The sequence below is a fragment of the Kribbella alba genome (assembly GCF_039529635.1).
GTDB classification, from domain to species: Bacteria; Actinomycetota; Actinomycetes; order Propionibacteriales; family Kribbellaceae; genus Kribbella; species Kribbella alba.
Genome location: NZ_BAAANE010000009.1, coordinates 20990 through 42320 on the forward strand (window position 1 = coordinate 20990; position 21331 = coordinate 42320).

Annotated in this window: 21 protein-coding genes and 1 riboswitch; of the genes, 4 read left to right on the top strand and 17 right to left on the bottom strand. The window is 69.1% G+C overall.

What is annotated here, in order from left to right; all coding sequences use genetic code 11:
• Positions 1-70: 70 nt before the first annotated feature.
• Complete coding sequence (locus ABD210_RS24860; protein ID WP_344114506.1) at positions 71-817, top strand: hypothetical protein; 747 nt, start codon at positions 71-73, stop codon at positions 815-817.
• Here the strand turns inward: ABD210_RS24860 and ABD210_RS24865 are convergent.
• From ABD210_RS24865 to clsA, 11 genes are all read right to left on the bottom strand, one after another.
• Positions 814-2112 carry a serine hydrolase domain-containing protein gene (locus tag ABD210_RS24865; RefSeq protein ID WP_344114507.1) on the bottom strand — a complete coding sequence of 433 codons (1299 nt, stop codon included), beginning with the start codon at positions 2110-2112 and terminating at the stop codon, positions 814-816. The two genes, ABD210_RS24860 and ABD210_RS24865, sit on opposite strands and share 4 nt — an antisense overlap.
• Positions 2109-4964 (bottom strand): aminomethyl-transferring glycine dehydrogenase, encoded by a 2856-nt coding sequence (gene gcvP, locus ABD210_RS24870; RefSeq protein ID WP_344114508.1) that lies wholly within the window; start codon positions 4962-4964, stop codon positions 2109-2111. The genes ABD210_RS24865 and gcvP overlap by 4 nt, the downstream gene beginning before the upstream one ends.
• Before the next feature lie 68 nt (positions 4965-5032).
• Positions 5033-5129: riboswitch (glycine riboswitch) on the bottom strand.
• A gap of 20 nt (positions 5130-5149) precedes the next feature.
• Entirely contained in the window at positions 5150-5770 is a 621-nt protein-coding gene (locus ABD210_RS24875) for a MerR family transcriptional regulator (RefSeq protein ID WP_425552730.1), read from the bottom strand.
• Between the two features lie 204 nt (positions 5771-5974).
• Positions 5975-6466, bottom strand: a complete 492-nt coding sequence (locus tag ABD210_RS24880) for a bifunctional nuclease family protein (RefSeq protein ID WP_344114509.1) — start codon at positions 6464-6466, stop codon at positions 5975-5977.
• A gap of 55 nt (positions 6467-6521) precedes the next feature.
• Positions 6522-7202 (bottom strand): transcriptional regulator FtsR, encoded by a 681-nt coding sequence (ftsR, locus tag ABD210_RS24885; RefSeq protein WP_344114510.1) that lies wholly within the window; start codon positions 7200-7202, stop codon positions 6522-6524.
• On the bottom strand, positions 7189-7710 hold the full coding sequence (locus tag ABD210_RS24890) for a zinc-ribbon and FHA domain-containing protein (protein ID WP_344114511.1): 522 nt from the start codon (positions 7708-7710) through the stop codon (positions 7189-7191). The genes ftsR and ABD210_RS24890 overlap by 14 nt, the downstream gene beginning before the upstream one ends.
• A gap of 114 nt (positions 7711-7824) precedes the next feature.
• Positions 7825-8208, bottom strand: coding sequence for a glycine cleavage system protein GcvH (gene gcvH, locus ABD210_RS24895; RefSeq protein WP_344114512.1), 384 nt, complete (start codon positions 8206-8208; stop codon positions 7825-7827).
• A gap of 13 nt (positions 8209-8221) precedes the next feature.
• Complete coding sequence (locus ABD210_RS24900) at positions 8222-9004, bottom strand: DUF881 domain-containing protein (RefSeq protein WP_344114513.1); 783 nt, start codon at positions 9002-9004, stop codon at positions 8222-8224.
• 1 nt (position 9005) lies between these two features.
• Positions 9006-9338, bottom strand: coding sequence for a small basic family protein (locus ABD210_RS24905; protein WP_344114514.1), 333 nt, complete (start codon positions 9336-9338; stop codon positions 9006-9008).
• Complete coding sequence (locus tag ABD210_RS24910) at positions 9335-10126, bottom strand: DUF881 domain-containing protein (protein WP_344114515.1); 792 nt, start codon at positions 10124-10126, stop codon at positions 9335-9337. Before ABD210_RS24910 ends, ABD210_RS24905 begins: the two co-directional genes overlap by 4 nt.
• A 48-nt stretch (positions 10127-10174) precedes the next feature.
• Positions 10175-10771 (bottom strand): cardiolipin synthase ClsA, encoded by a 597-nt coding sequence (gene clsA / locus ABD210_RS24915; protein ID WP_344114516.1) that lies wholly within the window; start codon positions 10769-10771, stop codon positions 10175-10177.
• A 239-nt stretch (positions 10772-11010) separates the two neighbouring features.
• On the opposite strand from clsA, the gene ABD210_RS24920 reads away from it, so the two are divergent.
• Both ABD210_RS24920 and ABD210_RS24925 read left to right on the top strand, forming a co-directional pair.
• Entirely contained in the window at positions 11011-11388 is a 378-nt protein-coding gene (locus tag ABD210_RS24920; protein ID WP_344114517.1) for a YciI family protein, read from the top strand.
• On the top strand, positions 11385-12590 hold the full coding sequence (locus ABD210_RS24925; protein WP_344114518.1) for an RNA polymerase sigma factor: 1206 nt from the start codon (positions 11385-11387) through the stop codon (positions 12588-12590). The genes ABD210_RS24920 and ABD210_RS24925 overlap by 4 nt, the downstream gene beginning before the upstream one ends.
• Here the strand turns inward: ABD210_RS24925 and ABD210_RS24930 are convergent.
• From ABD210_RS24930 to ABD210_RS24945, 4 genes are all read right to left on the bottom strand, one after another.
• Complete coding sequence (locus ABD210_RS24930) at positions 12587-12673, bottom strand: VOC family protein (protein ID WP_344115101.1); 87 nt, start codon at positions 12671-12673, stop codon at positions 12587-12589. The two genes, ABD210_RS24925 and ABD210_RS24930, sit on opposite strands and share 4 nt — an antisense overlap.
• Positions 12674-12747: 74 nt before the next feature.
• The gene (locus tag ABD210_RS24935) at positions 12748-16191 is read right to left on the bottom strand and encodes an error-prone DNA polymerase (protein ID WP_344114519.1); all 3444 of its coding nucleotides are present in this window, start codon (positions 16189-16191) and stop codon (positions 12748-12750) included.
• Positions 16192-16203: 12 nt separating this feature from the next.
• The gene (locus ABD210_RS24940) at positions 16204-17772 is read right to left on the bottom strand and encodes a DNA polymerase Y family protein (protein WP_344114520.1); all 1569 of its coding nucleotides are present in this window, start codon (positions 17770-17772) and stop codon (positions 16204-16206) included.
• Positions 17769-18569, bottom strand: a complete 801-nt coding sequence (locus tag ABD210_RS24945) for a hypothetical protein (protein WP_344114521.1) — start codon at positions 18567-18569, stop codon at positions 17769-17771. Before ABD210_RS24945 ends, ABD210_RS24940 begins: the two co-directional genes overlap by 4 nt.
• Before the next feature lie 87 nt (positions 18570-18656).
• Here ABD210_RS24945 and ABD210_RS24950 point away from each other — a divergent pair, with 87 nt between their 5' ends.
• Positions 18657-19121 (top strand): PPOX class F420-dependent oxidoreductase, encoded by a 465-nt coding sequence (locus ABD210_RS24950; RefSeq protein ID WP_344114522.1) that lies wholly within the window; start codon positions 18657-18659, stop codon positions 19119-19121.
• A gap of 408 nt (positions 19122-19529) precedes the next feature.
• On the opposite strand, the gene ABD210_RS24955 is transcribed toward ABD210_RS24950, so the two are convergent.
• Positions 19530-20222 (bottom strand): GntR family transcriptional regulator, encoded by a 693-nt coding sequence (locus ABD210_RS24955; RefSeq protein WP_344114523.1) that lies wholly within the window; start codon positions 20220-20222, stop codon positions 19530-19532.
• A 115-nt stretch (positions 20223-20337) separates the two neighbouring features.
• Entirely contained in the window at positions 20338-21303 is a 966-nt protein-coding gene (locus ABD210_RS24960; RefSeq protein WP_344114524.1) for a quinone oxidoreductase family protein, read from the bottom strand.
• Positions 21304-21331 lie beyond the last annotated feature (28 nt).

Consider the following 21331-nt stretch of genomic DNA (forward strand, 5'->3'; position numbering starts at 1 on the left):
GGTTCAGTGCGGCGGGCAGAGGGTGAGCGGTGACAACCCGACGGAAGGGACGCTCAACATGTTCGGTTGGATGGCAAAGGGTGCGTTGGCGACGACGATGGTGGTCGCGGCGACCTTGTTGCCGGCGGCTGACACATCCGCACAGGTCGAGTGGGGATGCCGATTGCCGGTGTTCGGTACGGGCAGCCGGTACCACCCGCGGTTCGCGCCGAAGGATTTCACACCCAACGTGACCAACGCCTGGTTCCCGCTCAAGATCGGGCGGACGCTGGTCTCCACCGGGATCAAGGACGGCCGGAAGGCGATCAATCTGTTCGTCACGACGTCACGGACCAAGGTGGTCGCCGGTGTCCGGACCCGGGTCGTCGAAGACCGCCTGTACTTGAACAACGTGCTGCACGAACGGACCAGCGACTATTACGCCCAGGACCGGTGCGGCAACGTGTGGTACTTCGGCGAGGACACCGCTGAGCTCGACAGCCGCGGCCGGGTCGTCAGCACGGAGGGCTCGTTCCATGCCGGGGTGAAAGGCGCACAACCGGGTGTGTTCATGCAGGCTCAGCCACAACTCGGCCGGAAGTTCCGCCAGGAATGGTACCGGGGACACGCCGAGGACGTGTTCTGGGTCCTCAACCGTCGCGCGTCCGTGACGGTTCCGTTCGGCACCTTCCGGAGCGCGTTGCGGACCGCCGAGACCACAGCGCTCGAGCCGGCCGTGCTGGACAACAAGTACTACGTCAAGGGCATCGGCCAGGTGGCTGAGCTGTCCATGAAGGGACCGCGGGAATCCCTGCGGCTGGTGGAGATCATCTCCTAGGCGCCGTACGGCGTCCTGGTGAGAACAAAGGTGGCCAGGTTGAGGTGGGTGATGGCGGTGCCGTCACGCACCACCCGCAGCTTCTCGCCGGCGAAGTAGCCGTCACGGCCGCGGTAGAGGTCCGGGCCGAGCGGGGAGAAGCGTGACGTCAACCCACCGGAGAGCTGAAGGATCCCGGCCTCGACGCTCATCGTCAGTGGAGTGTTCCCCCAGTACCAGTGACCCAGCAGCTCTTCGCCCTGGGCCAGCGTCGGCTCCGGCAACCACTCCGGCGGCAACAACGGCTCGTACCTCGCGACGATGCGCAGCAGGTCCACCGGCACCATGGCGCACTTCCCGAACGTCCCGTTCGCCAGGGTGACGGCGCCGATCCGCCGCTCCCGGTCGACGAACAGCCCGGCCAGGAAGCCCGGCATCGACCCGGTGTGGCCCGCGAACAGGTGCGTGCCGTCCGCGTGCAACCGCAACCCCAGCCCGTACGACGCGCTCAGCGCCTCGCGAGGATCCGCGGCAGCAGGTGCGGCCATCTCGTCGATGGTGTCCCGGCTCAGCACGTCGTAGCCCGGGTCGATCCAGAACGACGCGTACTTGGCCAGATCCTCGATCGTGCTCCACAACTGACCGGCCGGCGCCATCGCCCCGGCGTCGTACGCAGGTTCCTGCTCGAGTCGCCCGCTGAAGGGATGCACCGAGAACCCCCGCGCGGCGGGCGCCACCGGGAAGTACGTCGTCCGCCGCATCTCCAACGGATCGAGGATCCGCGACGCGACCAGCTCCATCCACGGCGCGCCCCGCAACCGCGCCGCGATCTCGCCCAGCAGCGCGTAGCCGAGGTTCGAGTAGTGATGCCGGCGGTCGGGCCGGCCCGCCGCCTGGGAGTCGTCCATCGCACCCGTCAGTGCCTCGAACGAGACCCCCGGATTGCGCTCCCACCAATCACCTTCGGGCTCGGCGTTCATGCCGCCCGAGTGCGCCAGCAACTGCCGGATGGTGAGATCACCGAAGGCGATCCCTGGCAGATGCTTGCCGACGGCATCGTTCAGCGCGAGCAGGCCGTCGTCGCGGCACTGCATGACCAGCACCGCCGTCAACGTCTTGGTGATCGACCCGATGCGGTACTGCACGAACGGCCCGGGCGCCAGTCCCTCCCCGTCGGCGATCTGACCGCGCGAGCCGGTCCAGACCAGCTCACCGTCTCGAACGACGCCGGCGTTGATCGACGGCAACTTCCACTCGCTCTGGGCCACCGCCACCTCGGCGTACAACGCGGCAACGGTGTCGGAACGCAGGGTCACTCAAAGGCCTCCGGGGCTGGGCAGGAGCAGATCAGGTTCCGGTCACCATAAGCCCCGTCGATGCGGCGCACCGGCGGCCAGTACTTCGCGGTCCGGTCGACCGACTGCGGGAATGCCGCCTCCTCGCGGGTGTAGGCGTGCTCCCACTTGTCGTTGATCACGGACGAGGCGGTGTGCGGCGCGTTCACGAGCGGGTTGTCGCCGGCCGGCCACTCACCGGCGGCGACCCGGTCGACCTCGTGCTTGATCGCGATCATCGCGTCGCAGAAGCGGTCCAGTTCGCCCAGATCCTCTGATTCGGTCGGCTCGACCATCAGCGTCCCCGCGACCGGGAAGGACATCGTCGGCGCGTGGAAGCCGTAGTCGATCAGCCGCTTCGCGACGTCGTCGACGGTGATGCCGGTCGCCTTGGTCATCGGCCGCAGGTCCAGGATGCACTCGTGCGCGACCAGCCCGTTCTCGCCGGTGTAGAGCACCGGGAACGCGCCCTCAAGCCGCTTGGCCACATAGTTCGCGGTCAGTACGGCGGCCTTCGTGGCCGAGGTCAGCCCCTCGGCACCCATCATCCGGATGTACGCCCAGGAGATCGCCAGCACGCCGGCCGAACCGAACGGCGCCGCGCTGATCGGACCGACACCCGAGTCGGGACCGGCCTGGTCCAGCAGTGGGTGGTTCGGCAGATAGGGCGCGAGGTGCTCGGCGACCGCGACCGGCCCGACCCCCGGGCCACCGCCGCCGTGCGGGATGCAGAACGTCTTGTGCAGGTTGAGGTGGCTCACATCGCCGCCGAACTCGCCGGGCTTGGCCAGGCCGAGCAGCGCGTTCAGGTTCGCGCCGTCGACGTAGACCTGGCCGCCGTGCTCGTGGACGATCCGGCAGACCTCGGTCACGCTCGCCTCGTACACGCCGTGCGTGGACGGGTAGGTGATCATGATCGCGGCCAGCTTCGACGCGTGCTCGGTCGCCTTGGCCCGTAGGTCGTCCAGGTCGATCGTGCCGTCATCGTTGCCCTTGACAACGACAACCTTCATTCCGGCCATCACCGCGGAGGCCGCGTTCGTGCCGTGCGCGCTGGCGGGGATCAGGCAGACGTTGCGGTCCTCGTTGCCCTGGGCCCGGTGGTAGCCGCGAATCGCGAGCAAACCCGCGAGCTCGCCCTGACTGCCGGCGTTCGGCTGCAGTGACACCTTCGCGTAGCCGGTGACCTCGGCCAGCCAGCGCTCCAGCTGCCCGATCAGCGTCACGTAGCCGGCCGCGTCCTCGATCGGGGCGAACGGGTGCAGGTCCGAGAACTCGGGCCAGGTGACCGCTTCCATCTCGGTGGTGGCGTTCAGCTTCATCGTGCAGGAGCCGAGTGGGATCATGCCGCGGTCGAGCGCGTAGTCGTAGTCGGACAGCTTGCGCAGGTACCGCAGCATCGCGGTCTCGGACCGGTGCGTGTTGAACACCGGATGCGTGAGGTAGTCGCTGGTCCGAGCCACCTCGGGAGCCAGGTCCGCGCCGCTCAGCGATCCGTCGTACCGGACGCCGAAGGCGCGGCAGACGCGGCCGAGCGCGGTGAGGTCGGTCTTCTCGTCGCAGGAGATACCGACGTGGTCGGCGTCCACCAGGCGCAGCCAGATGCCGGTCTGACGAGCCGCGTCGACCACGTCCGCCGCACGGCCCGGTATCCGGGCGAGCACAGTGTCGAAGAACTGGTCATGCACGACCTCGACGCCCCCTGCGCGCAACGACGCGGCCAGGCTGTCAGCGTGGTCGTGCACCCGCTGAGCGATCGCCTTCAACCCGTCGGGGCCGTGGTAGACGGCGTACATCGAAGCGACAACGGCCAGCAGCACCTGCGCAGTACAGATGTTCGAGGTGGCCTTCTCGCGGCGGATGTGCTGCTCGCGGGTCTGCAGCGCCAGCCGGTACGCCGGGGCGCCGTCCGCGTCGACCGATACCCCGACCAGCCGGCCCGGCAGGGACCGCTCGAGCCCGGCGCGAACCGACATGAAGCCGGCGTGCGGACCGCCGTAGAACAACGGCACGCCGAACCGCTGCGACGAGCCGATCACGATGTCCGCCCCGGCCTCGCCCGGCGCCTCGAGCAGCGTCAGTGCGAGGAGGTCCGACGCAACCGCGACCAGGGTCTCCCGCTCGTGCGCGGCGGCGATCAGTGGCTTCAGATCCCGTACGACGCCGCCGGAGCCGGGGTACTGCACCAGGAAGCCGAAGAAGTCGCCGTCGGGCAGGCCGTCGGTCGTGTCGGCGACCACGACCTCGATGTCGAGTGCCTCCGCCCGGGTCTGCACCACCGCGATCGTCTGGGCGAAGCAGTCGGCGTCGACGAGGAAGCGGTTGCTCTTGCTCTTCCGGTTCGACCGGTGCGCCAGCGTCATCGCCTCGGCCGCGGCGGTCCCCTCGTCCAGCAGCGACGCGTTCGCGGTCGGCAGGCCGGTCAGGTCGGACACCACGGTCTGGAAGTTCAGCAACGCCTCCAGCCGGCCCTGCGAGATCTCCGGCTGGTACGGCGTGTAGGCCGTGTACCAAGCAGGGTTCTCCACCAGCCGGCGAACGATCACCGACGGCGTGAAGGTGCCGTAGTAACCCTGGCCGATCATCGTTGTGGCCACGTTGTTGCGCGCGGCCAACTGCCGGAGCTCCGACAGCGCGTCCACCTCGGACGCGGGTTCGGGCAGGCGGAGCGGCTCGGCGGAGCGGATCGACGCGGGCACGGCGGCATCCACCAGCGCGTCGACATCGGCGTACCCGAGGGTCTGCACCATCCGGGCGACCTCGTCCGGGCGCGGCCCGATGTGACGGTCGGCGAAGGCGGCCGAGACCTGCGGCAGGGGTTCGTTCACACTCATCGAGAGGCTCCGTTGCTGACTGTTGCCGGGCCTCCCCCTCTGTCACGCGCTGCACGCTCCAGAGTCGCCTGTGGCACCCGGTCCATGGGCCTGAGAGGTTCCGGGGAGGAATTGCCCCTTCGGCGCCCAGCCAAACAAGGCCTGAGACTCTCCCGAGTGCTGTGTACGGCTGGGTCGAGCCTACCTCAGCCCGTCATACGGGCACGGCGGCGGGCAGCGAGTTCGTCGTTCGCGTGGCCTTCGGAGTCGCCGTCGCTGTGAGCGTCGAGACGCTCGGTCGGCAGCTCGGACAAGGATCCCTCGACCTCGCGCCAGACACCGCCGAGAGCGATGCCGAAGACGCCCTGGCCGCCGGCCAGCAGGTCGATCACCTCGTCCGGCGAGGTGCACATGTAGACCGACGCGCCGTCACTCATCAAGGTGATCTGGGTCAGGTCGTCGATGCCGCGCTTGCTCAGGTGGGCGATCGCGCTGCGGATCTGCTGCAGCGAGATGCCGGCGTCGAGCAGCCGCTTGATCACTTTCAGCAACAGCACGTCGCGGAAGCCGTAGAGACGCTGGGTGCCGGAGCCGGTGGCCGGGCGGACGGACGGCGAGACCAGTCCGGTGCGCGCCCAGTAGTCCAGCTGACGGTAGGTGATGCCGGCCGCGGCGCAGGCCGTCGGGCCGCGGAAACCGACGTCGTCGGGCATCGGCGACAGGTCGTCGTCGAAGAGCAGCCCCTGGACGCCGGCGCTGGCTGCCGCCTCGGCGTGTGCTTCGGACGTCGACTGCGCCGTCAGATCAGTGTCGCCGGTGCGTGTCACGCCTGAGCCTCCCTGGGGTACCGACTGGAACGGATCACATCCGTGGAGTTACAAGACTCCACAACTCCTTCAAGGTAAGCCGCCGACCAGGGCCGGTCAACGACAACCGCCCTGAGCCGGTTGCGTGTCGCGGCACCGATACGAATCGTTACCTGTCCGGGCTTGTACCAGCACGGTTCAAGTTCGGGCTCGTCGTGCGGGTGCTCAACTCTTGTCGAAGTCTTCGGGGGTGACGTTGTCGAGGAACTCGCGGAACCGCTCGACCTCTTCCTCCTCCACCACCTCATCGTCGTCCGTCTCGCTGTCCGGGACCGGGATCCCCGCCTCGGCCAGGATCTCCTCGGTGCAGAAGACCGGCGTACCGGTGCGCAGCGCCAGGGCGATCGAGTCCGACGGACGGGCCGAGATCTCGGTCTTGTCGTCGAACACCAGGATCGCCTCGAACACGCCGTCGGTCAGGTTCACGATCCGGACCTGGCTGAGGGTGTGCCCGAGCACGCGGATGGTCTCGGCGAACAGATCGTGCGTCAGCGGCCTGGGCGGCTCCATCCCCTGCTGGGCGAAAGCGATCGCACTCGCCTCGGCCGCGCCGATCCAGATCGGCAGATAACGCTCACCGCCGACCTCCCGGAGCAGCACGATGGGCTGACTCGAGGGCATCTCAACCCGGACTCCGACTACGTCGACTTCGCGCACCTCTCCAGCCTACTCTGCGGGCCAGCCCCGGGCGGGCCTGCGGGGGTGGCGCTGGTCAGCGTGCGAGGCGGGAGCGGACGAGCGCCGCGTGCAGCCGGACCGCGAGCGCTGCGAGCTCCTGGGTCTTGTCGTCACGGCGCTGGCTGATCACCTGCTCGATCAGGCCGACCTCGCGATCCGCCGCGGTCCGGAACGGCCGCAGGTGCCGGGGTTCGATCCCGTACTCCGCGAACTCGGCCGCGGTCCTCGCCACCAGGATCGCGTCCCCGTCGTAGTGGTTGCCCCGGGCCACCACCAGGTTGTGGCTCTCCAGCTGGTCGAGCAGTTCCGGGGTGATCCCCGCGGCCGCTCGCAGTTCCTCGCGGGTCAACTTCAACTCGGTGCCATAAACGCCGAAGTCCTCCGCACCCGGCAGCCCGGGCGGTTCCGGCAGGTTCTCCGGTGCGGCGGGCCGACCACCCGGAGTGGGACGCAGTCCGCGCTCCATCGCACCCAGGTGTTCCTTGATCACCCTCAGCGGCAGGTACTGGTCGCGCTGGGCCGCGAGCACATAGCGGAGCCGCTCGATGTCGGCGGCGGCGAACTTGCGGTATCCGGACACGGTGCGCGCCGGCGTCACCAGCCCCTCCGCCTCGAGGAAGCGGATCTTGGAGATGGTGACGTCGGCGAACTCGGCCTGCAGCAACTGCAGCACCTCACCGATGCTCAGTCCAGCCGCTGGGTCAGGCTTGGCCACTGGCGTAGTACACCAAGCGGTATTTGCCGATCTGGACCTCGTCGCCGTTCGACAACTGGACCTCGTCGATCCGGTCGCGGTTCACGTAGGTGCCGTTCAGGCTGCCCACGTCGCGGACCTTCACGCCCATCCCGTCCCGGCGGAACTCGGCGTGCCGGCGGGAGACGGTGACGTCATCCAGGAAGATGTCGCTGTCGGGGTGCCGACCGGCCGTCACGACGTCCACGTCCAGCAGGAACCGGCTGCCGGCGTTCGGCCCGCGCTGCACGATCAGCAGCGCCGACCCGGCCGGCAATGCACCGACCGCGGCCTCGTCCTCGGCGGACAACTGCTCGCCCGTCTCGACCCGCTCGATGTCGGTGTCGGAGCCGATCGGGGTCAGCATCGCGGTGTCGGTCACGCCCGGGGCAGGCACCGGACGGTCCGCGCCAGGGAGCATCGTTCCGCACTGCGAGCAGAACCGGCTGCCCTCGGAGTTCTCGTGCCCGCACTGGTTGCAGAACGGCATGCTGTGATCCTCCCGATCGCCGGTGGTCCGGCGACGTCTAGTAGATAGACCCCGTGGAACAAGTGTGGACAGCTAGCTCAACCCTCGACCGGCGGTTGAGGTCCGGCCAACCTATCAGTTCTGCTCAAGGGTCCCCTTGTAGGTGTCGGCGTCCATCAGGGCCGCCACCTCCTCCTCGTCCTCGATCTCGATGTCCAGCAGCCAGCCCTCGCCGTACGGGTCGGTGTTGACCAGGTCCGGCTGGTCCGCCAGAGCCTCGTTGACGGCCTTCACGGTGCCGTTCACCGGAGCGAACAGATCGCTCACGCTCTTGGTGGATTCCAGCTCGCCGCAGGAGTCGCCGGCCCGCACAGCGGTGCCGATCTCGGGCAGCTGGACGTACACGATGTCACCCAGCGCATCCTGCGCGAAGTCGGTGATACCGACCCGCGCCGGGCCTTCCTCACCGGCCTTCACCCATTCGTGCTCGGCCGTGTACTTCAGGTCTTCGGGGTACACCTCGGTCCTCTTTCTACTTGGAAGGGCTGGGCGTCGGGCGAGCGTAACGATGCTCGTCGGGAGCGTGCAAGGCGGTGATCTGCAAGGACGGCAACTCGGTCACCTCGGCGGTGCCGCCGACCTGCGGACCGGTCACCTCGCTGACCAGACCGCCGGGGAAGTTCGCCGCCTCCGCCAGGTTGTGCGATTCGCCGATCGCCTCGATCACGTACGGCGAGACGACCTTCTCGCCGTCGATCCTCACGCCCGGGGCCTCGTCGGTCAGGTCGGTGCTGGCGACCACCCGGACCGAGCCGTTGATCTGGATCGCCTCGGCGCCCGCGTCCCGGAGTTCCTCGATCGCATCCAGCAGGTTGCTCGAGGTCATCTTGCCGGCCGGGTCGTTCAAGGTGATCCGCACGCCGGGGCCCTGCGCGGGCAGCGTGCCGGCCAGGATGCCGAGCACGCGCACCTGCTGCTCGGCCTGCTCGCGGGCGGTCTGCGCCTTGTCCGCGCTCGAGGCGAGGTTGTTCTTGCGCGCGTCCAGGTCGGCGATCTCGCTCTCCAGCCGACGGGTGTTCTGGCCCAGGCCGTCCAGGATCGCGATCAGGTCCTCGCGCCGGGCGTTCTGGTAGCCGTCGTCGGCCCGGTTCACCCGGACCTGGACGACCGCCATACAGGCGACCAGCGCGAGCACGACCGCGACGATCGCCTGGCCGCGGGACGGCCTGAACCCCGCGCGCAACCGCCGCAGCGCCAGGTTCGGCAGCTTCGCCTTCGGCTGAGCCGGCGGCGGGGTGGGTTCGTCTGCGCTCATGTCAGGCCCTGAAGATGTGTCGCCGGATCGCGGCCATGTTGGTGAAGATCCGGATGCCCAGCACGACGACCACGCCGGTGGACAGCTGCGAGCCGACCCCGAGCTGGTCGCCCAGGTAGACGATCAGGGCCGCGATCAGCACGTTGGAGATGAACGAGACCACGAACACCTTGTCGTCGAAGATCCCGTCGAGGAACGCCCGCAACGCGCCGAAGACCGCGTCCAGCGCTGCCACCACTGCGATCGGCAGGTAGGGCTGCGCCCACTCCGGCACGTTGGGCGCGACGATCAGACCGACGACCACGCCGATGACAAGACCGAGGACGGCGATCATTTCGGTCCACCCACCTTCGCGTACCGCAGCGCGATCGTCGCATCGGCTGGCACCAGCAAGGAATCCTCCGTCGTGATCGTGCTCCGGACACCGTAATTGCTGACCAGGTACTGCACCCACTGGCCACCCGAACTCTGCGCGAACCGGGCCGGCATGGTCGCGGTGTCACCGATCGCGAGCACCGTGTACGGCGGGGTCAGCGAGGTGTAGTCGACAGTGATGGCACTGCCGGCGCTGCGGATCGCCGTCATCGACGTGAGCCGGTGGCCGTTCACCGAGATCGCCTCGGCTCCCGAGGCCCACAACCCGTTGACCAGCTGCTGCAGATCGACGTCGAGCAGCCGGCCTTCCTTGTCGGCATTCTTCGCATCATCGACGACCGCCTTCAAGCCCTGGCCGGTCACGGCGACAGCACCGGCCTGCAGCTCCAGGTTGTCGAGCTGCTGCTGCAGAGCGGCACCTGAGCTGGAATTGCTCAGCCCGCCGGCCTGCAGACCGCGGACCTCGTCGGCCAGCTTGGTCTGCTGGGCACGCAGATCGTTCAGCCTGGTGTCGGCCTCGTTGATCCGGGTGATCAGTTCCTTGCGCTGCGTCTCGGCGGCCGGCGCACTGCGGTAGTTCTGCGAGGCCGCGACCGCGAGCAGGAAGCCCAGCGCGGCCAGCGCGATCACGAGGATCACCCGGTGCCGGGACTTGTTCGGCCGGTCGCCCTGCGACGGACGCGTCCGGGCCGCGACGGCGTACCCCTCGTCCAGCGGGTGGGCCATCAGGTTGTTCAGCAGTGACATGGACGCGTCTACTCGGCGCTGCTGTCCTGGTGGGGACTGAGTCACGATCTACCCGGCCGGCCCACTGATCGGTTTCACCGTCTGGATGAGGTGGCGCAACTGCGCGAAGTACAGCGCACCGGCCCAGTAGTAGAGCGCGGTCCCCCAGATGGCGAAGGCCCAGCCGAACACCCGGGCCAACAGGTTCAACGTGCTGTCGCCGTCGCCCAGCAGGAGCAACGGGAACGCATAGAGCAGACAGAACGTGGCCGACTTGCCCAGGAAATGAACGGGCAACGCGTTGAAGCCGCGACGATGCAGAGCCGGCAGTGTGAAGGTCAGCAACAGGTCGCGCAGCGGCAAGGCGATCGCCAGCCACCACGGGATGATGTCGCGCAGGGCGAGCCCGAGCACGGTCGCGAAAATGTAGAGGCGGTCGGCCACCGGGTCGAGCATCTGCCCGAGCCGGGTGGTCTGGTTCATCCGCCGGGCGATCTGGCCGTCGGCCCAGTCGGTGAACCCGGACACGGCGAGCACCAGCAGGGCCCAGCCGTCCTTCTCGGGACCCAGCACCAGCCACAGGAACAGCGGCACACCCAGCAACCGGAGGAAGCTGAGTGCGTTCGGGATCGTCAGTATCCGGTCGGACACTTCCAAGTCCGGCACGCGACCCTCCCAGTTTCTTCAACGCCCCTGTCCCGGTCGTTACTGTACTTGGACACGCCACCAGGTTTTGCCCCGGCCACTCCGGGGAAGCCCCCGTTTGTCCCCTGAATAGCTGAACGGGTCCGAACCGGTTCGGCTATGCCTGCTGCACAGCGGTGACCCGACGGTGATCGGATCGAGATCATCGGGCCCCGGACGGAACTATGGTGGGCGGGCAAGGGCGCCGGAGAGCGGAGCACATGGTGAAGTTCCTGATCCTGATCTATGACAACCCGGCCTCGCGGGAGCTTTGGTCGCAGCTGACCGAGGAGCAGCGCAGGGAGGGCGTGCAGGGATACCGCGCGTTGAACGCCGCGCTCGAGGCGTCCGGCGAAGGGATCGTGAACCAAGCGCTGGCCGACGCCGACCAGACCAAGCAGGTGACCATCCGCGACGGCCGGGTCGTCACCACCGACGGACCGTTCGCCGAGGTCAAGGAACAGCTGGCCGGGTTCTACCTGGTCGAGACCGAGACGCTGGACAGGGCCGTCGAGTACGCCGCGATGATCCCCGAGGCGAGCGGGTTCGGCATCGTCGAGGTTCGGCCGGTGATGGACCTGAGCGCGCTGGGGTTATGAACGCCATCGAAGACCTGCTGCGAGAGCTCGCCCCGCAGGTGCTCGGCCCGCTGGTCCGGCGGTACGGCGGGTTCGACAGTTGCGAGGACGCCGTCCAGGACGCGCTGCTGGCGGCCTCCCGGCAATGGCCTGTCGACGGGGTGCCGGACAACCCCCGCGGGTGGCTGATCACCGTCGCCTCACGCCGGCGGATCGAAGTACTGCGAAGTGAGGCAGCCCGGCAGCGGCGCGAGGAGAACGTCGCCGCGATGACCCCGGCCGATCCCGACCCGGCGCCGAGTGTCGACGACACCCTCACCCTGCTGCTGCTGTGCTGCCATCCCTCGCTGACTCCGCCGGCTCAGATCGCGCTCACCCTGCGAGCTGTCGGCGGCTTGACCACCGGTGAGATCGCCCGGGGCTTTCTGGTGCCCGAGGCAACGATCGGACAACGGATCAGCCGGGCGAAGGCGAGGATCAGGGCCGGCGGGGCAGAGTTCCGGATGCCATCCGAGGGCGAGCTGTCGGAGCGGATGGCCGCGGTCCTCCACGTGCTTTACCTGGTCTTCAACGAGGGGTACACGGCCAGCTCCGGCGAGAGCCTGCACCGGGTCGAGCTCAGTGCCGAAGCGATCAGGCTGGCCCGGCAACTGCATGAGCGACTCCCCGAGGACGGTGAGGTATCAGGGCTGCTCGCCCTGATGCTGCTGACGGACGCCCGCCGACCGGCCCGGGTCTCGCCGGACGGCGCGCTGGTCCCGCTGCCCGAACAGGACCGCTCGCTGTGGGACTCCCGAGCTGTTGCCGAGGGCACCGAGTTGATCACCAGGACGTTGCGCGAGGCGCCGATCGGCCCGTATCAGCTGCAGGCCGCGATCGCCGCGGTACACGACGAGGCGGTGAAGGCGGAGGACACGGACTGGCGGCAGATCCTGATGCTGTACGAGTTGCTGGACTTGGCGGCGCCCGGACCGATGGTGAGCCTGAACCGGATCGTGGCGGTGGCGATGGTGCACGGCCCCGGCGCCGGGCTCGAACGGTTGGAGGCGGCCGAGCAGGACCCCGCCCTGGCCGGACACCACCGGGTGGCCGCAGTACGAGCTCATCTGCTGGAGCTCGCAGGCGAGAAGGAGGCGGCGCGGGACGCATACCGGCTGGCCGGCCGCCTCACCCTCAGCCTTCCCGAACGGCGCTACCTGGAGTCCCGCGCGTCGTCGCTCTAGCCCGGTGCCTGCCAGCTCGACATCTCGGTCGCGCCCAGGGCGACCAGACGGGCTACTTCTGCGGCGATGTCGTCGGTCTCGATGTCGAGGTGTTACGCGGCTCACCGTCGATCGCCTGTACCAGCACATCGGGTGAGCCGTACCTGTCCTGGAACCCTCAGCGGAAGTCGCGGGAGGTGGTTTTCGCGGCCAGCGGGAGGCGCTCGAGTTTGTCGGCGACGAGGTTCGTGACGCCTTGAGAGCGTTCGAGCCGGCCGCGGATGATCATCGCGCTGGATTCGCGGGCGATCCGTCGGTAGCGGTTCCAGACGCCGTTGGAGCAGATGACGTTGATCATGCCGGTCTCGTCCTCCAGGTTGAGGAAGGTCACACCGGCGGCGGTGGCCGGGCGCTGGCGATGGGTCACCACTCCCCCGACCAGCACCCGGGTGCCGTCCTCTGCGGAGGACAGTTGGTTCGCCGCGAGGATGCCGCGCGCCTCGAGGGCAGCCCGGACATGCCGGATCGGATGGTCGTCCGGCGAGATCCCGGTAGCCCACAGATCGGCCATCGTCGTCTCCATCCCGCTCATCCCGGGCAGCATCGGCGGCGCACCCGAACTGCTCACGCCGGACAGATGCCCGGGACGTTCCTCGGCGGCCCGGCCCGCGTTCCACAACGCCTGCCGCCGGGACAACCCGAACGAGTCGAACGCCCCCGCCGTCGCCAGCGCCTCCACCTGTACTGCGGTCAGTCCCGTCCGGCGGACCAGGTCCGACATGTCCGCGTACGGGCCGTTCTTCTCGCGCTCCGCCACGATGGTGGTCGCCGCGGGCAGGCCGATGGACTTCACCCCGGACAGGCCGAGCCGGACCGTCAGGCGACCGTCCCGCCGGTGCAGGTCCGGGTCGAAGGGCTGCCGGGGGTCGAACTCACCGACCGGTGGCTGTTCGATCCGCAAACAAGATTCGTTGCCCGTAGCAACCACTTCAGTGGCGGCGTCGATCGGTTCCAGCACTGCGTGGATGCCGGACTTCAGCAGATCGGGCCGGTGCACCTCGACGCCGTGCCGGCGGGCGTCCGCGACCAGCGACTGGGGTGAGTAGAACCCCATCGGCTGGGCCCGGAGCAGCGCCGCCAGGAAGGCGGCCGGGTAGTGCAGCCGCAACCAGGTGCTGGCGTAGACGAGCAGCGCGAAGCTGATCGAGTGGGACTCGGCGAACCCGAAGTTCGCGAACGCCTCGATCTTCTCGTAGATCTGGTCCGCCGTGTCCCCGGTGATCCCGTTCGCCGCCATCCCGTCGTACAACTTGGTCTTCAGCGACGAGATCTTCTCGACGCCGCGTTTGGAGCCCATCGCGCGGCGGAGCAGGTCCGCGTCCTCGCCGGTGCAGCCGCCGACCGTCATCGCGATCTGCATCAGTTGCTCCTGGAAGAGCGGGACGCCGAGCGTGCGCTCCAGCACCGGCTGCAACGTCGGGTGCAGGTAGGTGACCGGCTCCTCCCCCAGCTTGCGGCGGATGAACGGGTGCACCGCGCCGCCCTGGATCGGGCCGGGCCGGATCAGCGCCACCTCGATCGCCAGGTCGTAGAAACTGCGCGGCCGCAGCCGGGGCAGCGTGCTCATCTGGGCCCGGCTCTCCACCTGGAACACCCCGACCGAGTCCGCCTTGCAGAGCTGGTCGTAGACGCCCGGCTCCTCCTTCGGGATCGCGTCCAGAGTCCAGTCCTCGCCGAGGTATTCGCGGACCAGATCCATCCCGTACTGCAGCGCGGCGAGCATGCCCAGACCGAGCAGGTCGAACTTGACCAACCCCATCCAGGCGCAGTCGTCCTTGTCCCACTGCAACACCGTCCGGTTCTCCATCCGGGCGTGCTCGACCGGCACCACGTGCCCGACCGGGATGTCGGTGAGCACCATGCCGCCGGAGTGGATGCCCAGGTGCCGGGGGAACTTCAGCAGCTCCTCGGCCAGCTTCACCACCGGCGCCGGGATGTCGTGGTCGACACTGCTGCGGACCGCGCCCCACGCATCCACCTGTTTGGACCACGCATCCTGCTGCCCGGTGCTGAACCCGAGCGCCTTGGCCATGTCCCGCACTGCGAGCTTCGGGCGGTAGGTGATCACATTCGCCACCTGGGCGGCGTTGCGGCGGCCGTACTTGCCGTAGACGTACTGGATCACCTCCTCGCGCCGGTCGGAGTCGAAGTCGACGTCGATGTCGGGTTCCTCGTCCCGGGCCGCGGACAGGAACCGCTCGAACGGCAGGTTGTAGAACACCGGGTCGATCGCGGTGATCTCCAGCGCGTAGCAGACCACCGAGTTCGCCGCCGAACCCCGGCCCTGGTAGAGGATGCCCTGGCGTTTGGCGAACATGACGATGTCGCGCACGATCAGGAAGTAGCCGGGGAACTTGAGGTCCGAGATCACCTTCAGCTCCCGCTCGACCCGTTCCTCCGCCTCCACGAACAACTTCCTCGGCTTGTCCGCGTAGCGCTTCTTCACCCCGTCCCGGCAGAGCTTCTTCAACCACTCCATCGGGGTGAACCCGGGCGGAACCTCCTGGTGGGGCAGGCTCGGCTTGGCCGCACGGAGGCTGAACTCCAGCTGGTCGGCCAGCTCCACCGAGCGCGTGACGGCCCCGTCGTACCGGTGGAACCTGCTGAGCATCTCCTCGCCCGACCGCAGGTGGGCGGTGCCGGCCGGAGGTAACCAGCCGTCCATCTCGTCGAGACTGCGTCGCGCCCGCACTGCGGCGATCGCGGCGGCCAGCTTGTGCCGTCGGGGTTGCGCGTAGTGAACGTTGTTCGTGGCAACCACCGGGAGACCCTGGTCGGCAGCGAGCCGGGCCAGTACTGCGTTCTTGGTGGTGTCCATCGGCAGGCCGTGATCGATGAGCTCCACGACGACCCGGTCCTTGCCGAACAAGGCGGTCAAGCGATCCAGCTCCTTGGCGGCAGCGGCCGGTCCGTCGGCCTGACCACCTAGCTCCAGCGCCCGGCGTACCAGGCCTTTGCGGCAACCGGTGAGAATCAGCCAACTGCCCTCGCCGATGGCGGCGAGCTCCTCCAGGTCGTAGACCGGGCGGCCCTTCTCCTGGCCGCGCAACTGCGCCTCGGTGATCGCGCCGGCCAGCCGGTGGTATCCCTGCTGCCGCTCGGCCAGCACCAGCAGGTGGCTACCTTCCGGATCGGCCATGCCGTTCTGCGGTTTGGTCAGCTCCAGTGAGAGCTCGGCACCGAACACGGTGTGGAGATCCTCGTACTCCTCTGCTGCCTCGGCCATCCGGACCACGCCGTAGAAGCCGTCGTGATCGGTCAGCGCGAGCGCGTGCAGCCCGAGCCGGACCGACTCCTCGACCAGGTGCTCCGGCGAGGAGGCCCCGTCGAGAAAGCTGTAGTACGAGTGGCAGTGCAACTCGGCGTACGGCACGACCGGCCCCTCGGGCCGCCGGGGCTTGTCGACCGGATCCGGATCGTACGGCAGGCGGTGCCGCGACCAGGCGGGTCCATCCCCACCATCGGCCTCCAGCAACTCGTCCGCAGGCTGAGGCGGCCGCGACCGGTCCGACAACTTCCGCTCCAACTCCGACCACGGAATCGGCGGATTGTCCCACCCCATCAGCCGACTCGCTCAGTCATAGCTGGCCTCTATCCACCAGTGGTTGTTGCGGACGGCGAAGAGCCAGGCCCGACCTTCGGCGCTGACGAGCTGGAAGCGGGCCAGGCGATTCTCGGCCTCCTCGTCCCACCAGCGTTCCTCCACCGGCCAGGGGCCCGCCCAGGCCGTGACCGGGTGCAATTTGTTGCTATCGGCAACTTGTGGACCGGGTTCGAGCCGGAAGGCGGCGGGTGCGCCGGACAGGATGCCGCGGGCGCTCACCGAGACCTGCCGGCCGTCCGCGGCCAGCACCAGGGCAGGACGGGGCGACGGGTAGACCGTGGTGGGAGCCGGCGCCGGCATCGATCCCGGCCAGGGCAGCTCCGGCGGACGGGCCGGGACCGGGCGATCACCCCACGGGACCAGCGTCTGCCGTTCCGCGAACCCCCGGCCGCCGCCGATCACCACCGAGGCGACGGCGCCGTGGCCGAGCATGCTCTGCACCCGGGACAGGGCCCGGTGGATCCGTTCGTCGGGACCACCGCCCCACAGGCCGTCGGCATGCGCACCGACCGGATCGACCTCCTCCGGGATCAGCCGGATCCGCACCACCGGCGAGGTCAGCTCGCTGGTCGCCGTACCGCTGCCCTGCAACTGCCAGCGGACCCGGTCCACCAGGTCCGCGGCGCTGAACCAGCGGGGGTGCAACCACTCCCGCTCGTGGATCCGGCCGGACTCGGTGCCGACCTCGACCCGCAGTGTGGTGCAGACCATCCCGAGCGCGGCCAGCTGGCCGATGAGCTCATCGGCGACCGCCCGGACCGCGAACGCGACCTGGTCGACCCGGTCCACCGAGGGCTCGAAGTCGAGCTTCCTGGAGAGCTCGGGCGGCACCTGCCGGGAGACCACCGGGCGGTCGTCATACCCCCGGGCCAGCCGGTGCGCGAACGCGCCGTCCGGCCCGAACCGGGTCAGTACTTCGGTCGCCGGCAGCTCGGCGAACGCACCGAGCGAACGGAGACCGAGTCGCCGGAGCAGGTCGGTCAGCGCGGGTTGCTCGAGCGCGTCGACCGTGATCGGGGCAAGAAACTCGGCGGAACCATCTTGCGGGATCACCAGCACGCGTGTCTGCGCCGAGCTCGCCCGAGCCGCCTGCTCGGCGGCGAACGGCCCGTCGGCGATCCCGACCCGGCCGCCCGGCACGTCGAATGTCTCGAGCCGGTCGAGCAGTTTGTCCGCGGCGGCGGACTCGCTCCCGAAGAACCGGCTCGGCCCGCGGGCCTTCACCGCGCACATGCCGGGGCGGATCACCTGGACGCCCGGGGTGAGCGCCTCCATACAGCTGATCACCGGGTCGAAGGACCGCGCGTCGATCACCGGGTCGTACTTCAGCACCACCAGCTCCGGGCAACGTGACTGAGCATCCCGGGCCTTCAGGCCGCGACGTATCCCCTCAGCCCGGGCGGCTGCCGAGCTGGCCAGCACCCGGCCCTTCGCCAGGACGGCGACCGGCGCGTCCGGGGGATGGCCCGCGGCCACGGCTGCCGCTGTCACCGGCCAGTCCGGAATCCAGACCACGATCGTCCGGGTGAGAGTCGTCAACTCACGGCCTCCTGCTGCCAGTGCGGGGCCTGGGTGGCCGGCTCCACGGAGCGGATGGAGCCGTCGACGGCCGGCAGCCAGAGTTGGTGCTGCTGAGGGCGCACCGAGGCCCCCCGGCCTGTCACCGCGACAGTCGCCTGCCGACCGGTGAGACACCCTTCGCCGGCTGCCAGACCGGTCCAGGTGCTGCCCTGAACCTCAAGTCGAGCTTCACTGCCCGGCCAGGACCCGACCGCGATCAGCATCGCCCCGCGCGTGCGCAGCCTGGCGGCCAACCGGGACGCCTCCCCCGGTGTCACCTCGCCCGGCGGCCGGACGACCACCACGGTCAGGGCGTCGACCAGCGCCGCGACCACACTGAGCCAGTCCCGCTCCGGATCGGGGACCAGCACCAGCCGCTCGAGATCGACCCCGAGCCCGCGGGCCGCCTCCGCTCCGAACGAGGGCAGCCCGACCACCCCGCACCAAGCCCCGTCGGCGGACGGCCCGGCCATCATCGCCATCACCAGCGCCGTGGACCCGCGCACGGAGTACACCGAGCCGCCACGCAGCGCAGCGCCGGACAAAAGGTCGGAGACGGCTGGCAGAGTGGGCAGCGCCCGATCGATACTCGCGGTGTCCAGCGCCTGCTGCACCCGGGTCTCGGTAGTCCGCGGCGCCGGAATCTCGACCTCCCGGACCCGGGCCGCCTTCTGCTCCCGGGCCCGGGCGAGCAGCGACCGCGCCTGATCCAGCGCGGTAACCCGACCATCCCCGGCCGGCCGCACAGGCAGATCAACTGCAGAGGTCCCCGTCACCCCTCCATGTTCGAACACCTGTTCGACTCATGTCAATTGCGGGCACCCCCCAGTCATGTCCCGATGAAACCTGAAAGAGTGGGGGTCATGCCAAGATCGATTGCCACCAACACCAAGGTCGACACCGACGCGCTGCTGGATTTCGTGCGGCCGCGTCACCACATGTTGCTGATCACCCGCCGCGCCGACGGTACGCCGCAGGCCTCGCCGGTGTCAGGTGGTGTCGACGACGAGGGCCGGATCGTCATCTCCTCCTACCCTGAACGGGCCAAGAGCGCCAACGTCAAGCGTGACGCACGGACCAGCGTGCTGGTGCTCTCGGACGACTTCGGCGGCCCGTGGGTCCAGATCGACGGCAGTGGCGAGGTGATCGACCTGCCGGACGCGGTCGAGCCCCTGGTCGACTACTACCGGTCAATCTCCGGCGAGCACCCGGACTGGGACGAGTACCGCGAGGCGATGCGGACCCAGGGCAAGTGCCTGATCCGGATCACCCCGGAACGCTGGGGCCCGGTCGCCACCGGCGGCTTCCCCGCCCGCTTCGCCGACTGACCACCACGAGGCCGGCTTCCTCCGCGGGCTGGGTGGCGCCCGCCTGGGGGTCGGCGTGGGCCGGCTGGTCAAGCGAGCATTCCGGCCAGTTCTGGGGACCGCGGACACCTGCCGGGGACCTGGGACAAGTTACTTCTTGTCCGAGGTCCCGACGTGGTGTCCGAACCCCCCATACCTGTCCGGATTCGGGCTCCTACGCGCCCCGAGTAGCCCACGCTCGGCCCATGCGTCGGAGGTTCGATCCGCTCGGTACGCCGATCCCCGGGCAGCCGATTCCGTCACGATCCCACTAGCGGGTTATTCGACCGATAGCGGCTCCATGAGGCGTCAGCCGCCGAGAAACCCGCCAGCCAGCCACCGCGAACCGCGCGGAACTCGCACCGCCCGCGGGCGTACCGGCGTACGGGGTTAGTCGGTTTTGTAGCGGCGCGCCATGGTTTCGGTGATTCGTTGCATGGCGCCTTCGAGGTGGTCGCGGAGGGCTGCTTCGGCGCCGGCCTCGTCGTGGACCAGGCAGGCGTCGAGGATCGCCTGGTGTTCTCGGCGGGTCTGGTCGATCCTCACCTTGGTCTGGCGGGAGCCGAAGCGGTAGCGCTCGCTGTTCTGCCAGACCGGCTCGATCGCGCGCGGCAGCCAGCGGGATCCGCCCGCGCGGTAGATCGCGAAGTGGAACTCGGTGTGCGCCTGGCGGGACGCGATGATGTCGCCCGACTTCGACAGCCGGACGTGCTCGGCCAGGGCAGCCCGGGCCAGCGTCGCGTCCGCCTCCCCGAAGCGCGTGGCAGCAGCCCGTACTGCGAGGCTCTCCAGGGCGAGCCTGGTCTCGTGGGTGTCACGCAGGTCTTCCATCGACAGTTCGCGGACCCAGGCGCCCTTGTGCGGCACGATCTCGACGAGCCCGAGCGCCTGCATCCGGCGCAGGCCTTCGCGGATCGGCATCTGGCTCATGTCCAGCCGCTTCGCCAGCTCCTCCAGCCGCAGGGCGGTACCGCTCGGCAGTTCGCCGGACAGGATGAGCTCGTGCAGCTCGGCCGCGGCTTCCTCCGCGAGAGTGCGCCGGCCGCTCGGTCCCCCGGGCGTGAGCTCGAGTCGTCGGGTCATGGGGTGTGGGCTACCTCTCTCCTCCACTGCACGCGCATCTGGGTGGTAACCGTAGCGGGGAGTGGGCGCACGCGGGCACTTCGGCGACAGATTGCCCAGGCTGCGATCATCCGGATCACCCGAGCGGTGTCAGATCGAGCAGCACCCGCCGGTCCGAGTTGCCTCCGGCCAGCAGATCCAGCGCCTCCTCGACGTGCGGCGCGGGCACCAGATCGACGTTCGGACGGAGGTCGGCCGGGGCGATGTCGGCAAGCACCTGCGCGACGGTTCCCGGTTCGATCGACGTGCGCTGCATGTTCACCGGCAGCACCCTCAGGTCGCGCCCGATCAGCTGATGCAGGTCGAGAGTGGCGAACTCGCCGGCCGTGTACCCGAGTACTACGACCCGCCCGCCGGGGGTGATGTGACTCATCACCCCACTGGTCACGGGACCACCCACGGTGTCGATGGCCGCGTCGCACCAGGGCAGCTCGCGGCCAACCTGGCCGAGCTCGTCCACCCGCACGATCTGGTCGACCAGTCCGGTCAGCACCTCGACGTACTCCCCGGCGCGGGCAAGGCCGATCACCTTCGCCGCACCGGCGGATCGCGCGACGGCCACGCACAACCGGCCGAGCAGCCCGGTCGCACCCGTCACGACGACCGTCTCGCCCTCGACGATCTGCCCGACGCGCCGTACTGCGCTGTGGGCGGTCAGCGCGGGCGCCAGCATTCCCACAGCGGCGGCTGCATCGAGTCCGTCCGGCAGCGGATGCACCGAACCATCCGGTACTACGGCCAGCCGGCCCCACGTGCCCGGGCGGGAAACCCCGACTCCCCCGCCGCGGATCACCACCCTGGTCCCGGCCGCGAAGGTCTCCGAGCTCAGCACCACGCCCGCCCCCTCTGAACCAGGTACGAACGGCGGCTGCATCTGCTGGGCCAGCTTGCCGGCCAGCACAGTCCGGTCCAGCGTGGTGACCGATGCGACCTCGATCTCGACCAGCGATTCACCCGGTCCCGCGATCAGCTCGATCTCCTCGGCCTTCAACTGCCGGCCGGGTCCGTAGCAGCGCAGTACCGTGCCCTGTCGCGCGCTCATCCACCCACCCCACTCATGCCGTTCCCCC

What these genes read in the sequence shown, in the direction of transcription:
- ABD210_RS24860 (WP_344114506.1), top strand. Translation starts at nt 71, where the DNA reads ATGGCAAAGGGTGCGTTGGCGACGACGATGGTGGTCGCGGCGACCTTG.
- gcvP (WP_344114508.1), bottom strand. Translation starts at nt 4,964, where the DNA reads ATGAGTGTGAACGAACCCCTGCCGCAGGTCTCGGCCGCCTTCGCCGAC.
- ABD210_RS24890 (WP_344114511.1), bottom strand. Translation starts at nt 7,710, where the DNA reads ATGCCGTTCTGCAACCAGTGCGGGCACGAGAACTCCGAGGGCAGCCGG.
- ABD210_RS24900 (WP_344114513.1), bottom strand. Translation starts at nt 9,004, where the DNA reads ATGAGCGCAGACGAACCCACCCCGCCGCCGGCTCAGCCGAAGGCGAAG.
- ABD210_RS24905 (WP_344114514.1), bottom strand. Translation starts at nt 9,338, where the DNA reads ATGATCGCCGTCCTCGGTCTTGTCATCGGCGTGGTCGTCGGTCTGATC.
- ABD210_RS24910 (WP_344114515.1), bottom strand. Translation starts at nt 10,126, where the DNA reads ATGTCACTGCTGAACAACCTGATGGCCCACCCGCTGGACGAGGGGTAC.
- ABD210_RS24920 (WP_344114517.1), top strand. Translation starts at nt 11,011, where the DNA reads ATGGTGAAGTTCCTGATCCTGATCTATGACAACCCGGCCTCGCGGGAG.
- ABD210_RS24925 (WP_344114518.1), top strand. Translation starts at nt 11,385, where the DNA reads ATGAACGCCATCGAAGACCTGCTGCGAGAGCTCGCCCCGCAGGTGCTC.
- ABD210_RS24935 (WP_344114519.1), bottom strand. Translation starts at nt 16,191, where the DNA reads ATGGGGTGGGACAATCCGCCGATTCCGTGGTCGGAGTTGGAGCGGAAG.
- ABD210_RS24950 (WP_344114522.1), top strand. Translation starts at nt 18,657, where the DNA reads ATGCCAAGATCGATTGCCACCAACACCAAGGTCGACACCGACGCGCTG.
- ABD210_RS24955 (WP_344114523.1), bottom strand. Translation starts at nt 20,222, where the DNA reads ATGACCCGACGACTCGAGCTCACGCCCGGGGGACCGAGCGGCCGGCGC.
- ABD210_RS24960 (WP_344114524.1), bottom strand. Translation starts at nt 21,303, where the DNA reads ATGAGCGCGCGACAGGGCACGGTACTGCGCTGCTACGGACCCGGCCGG.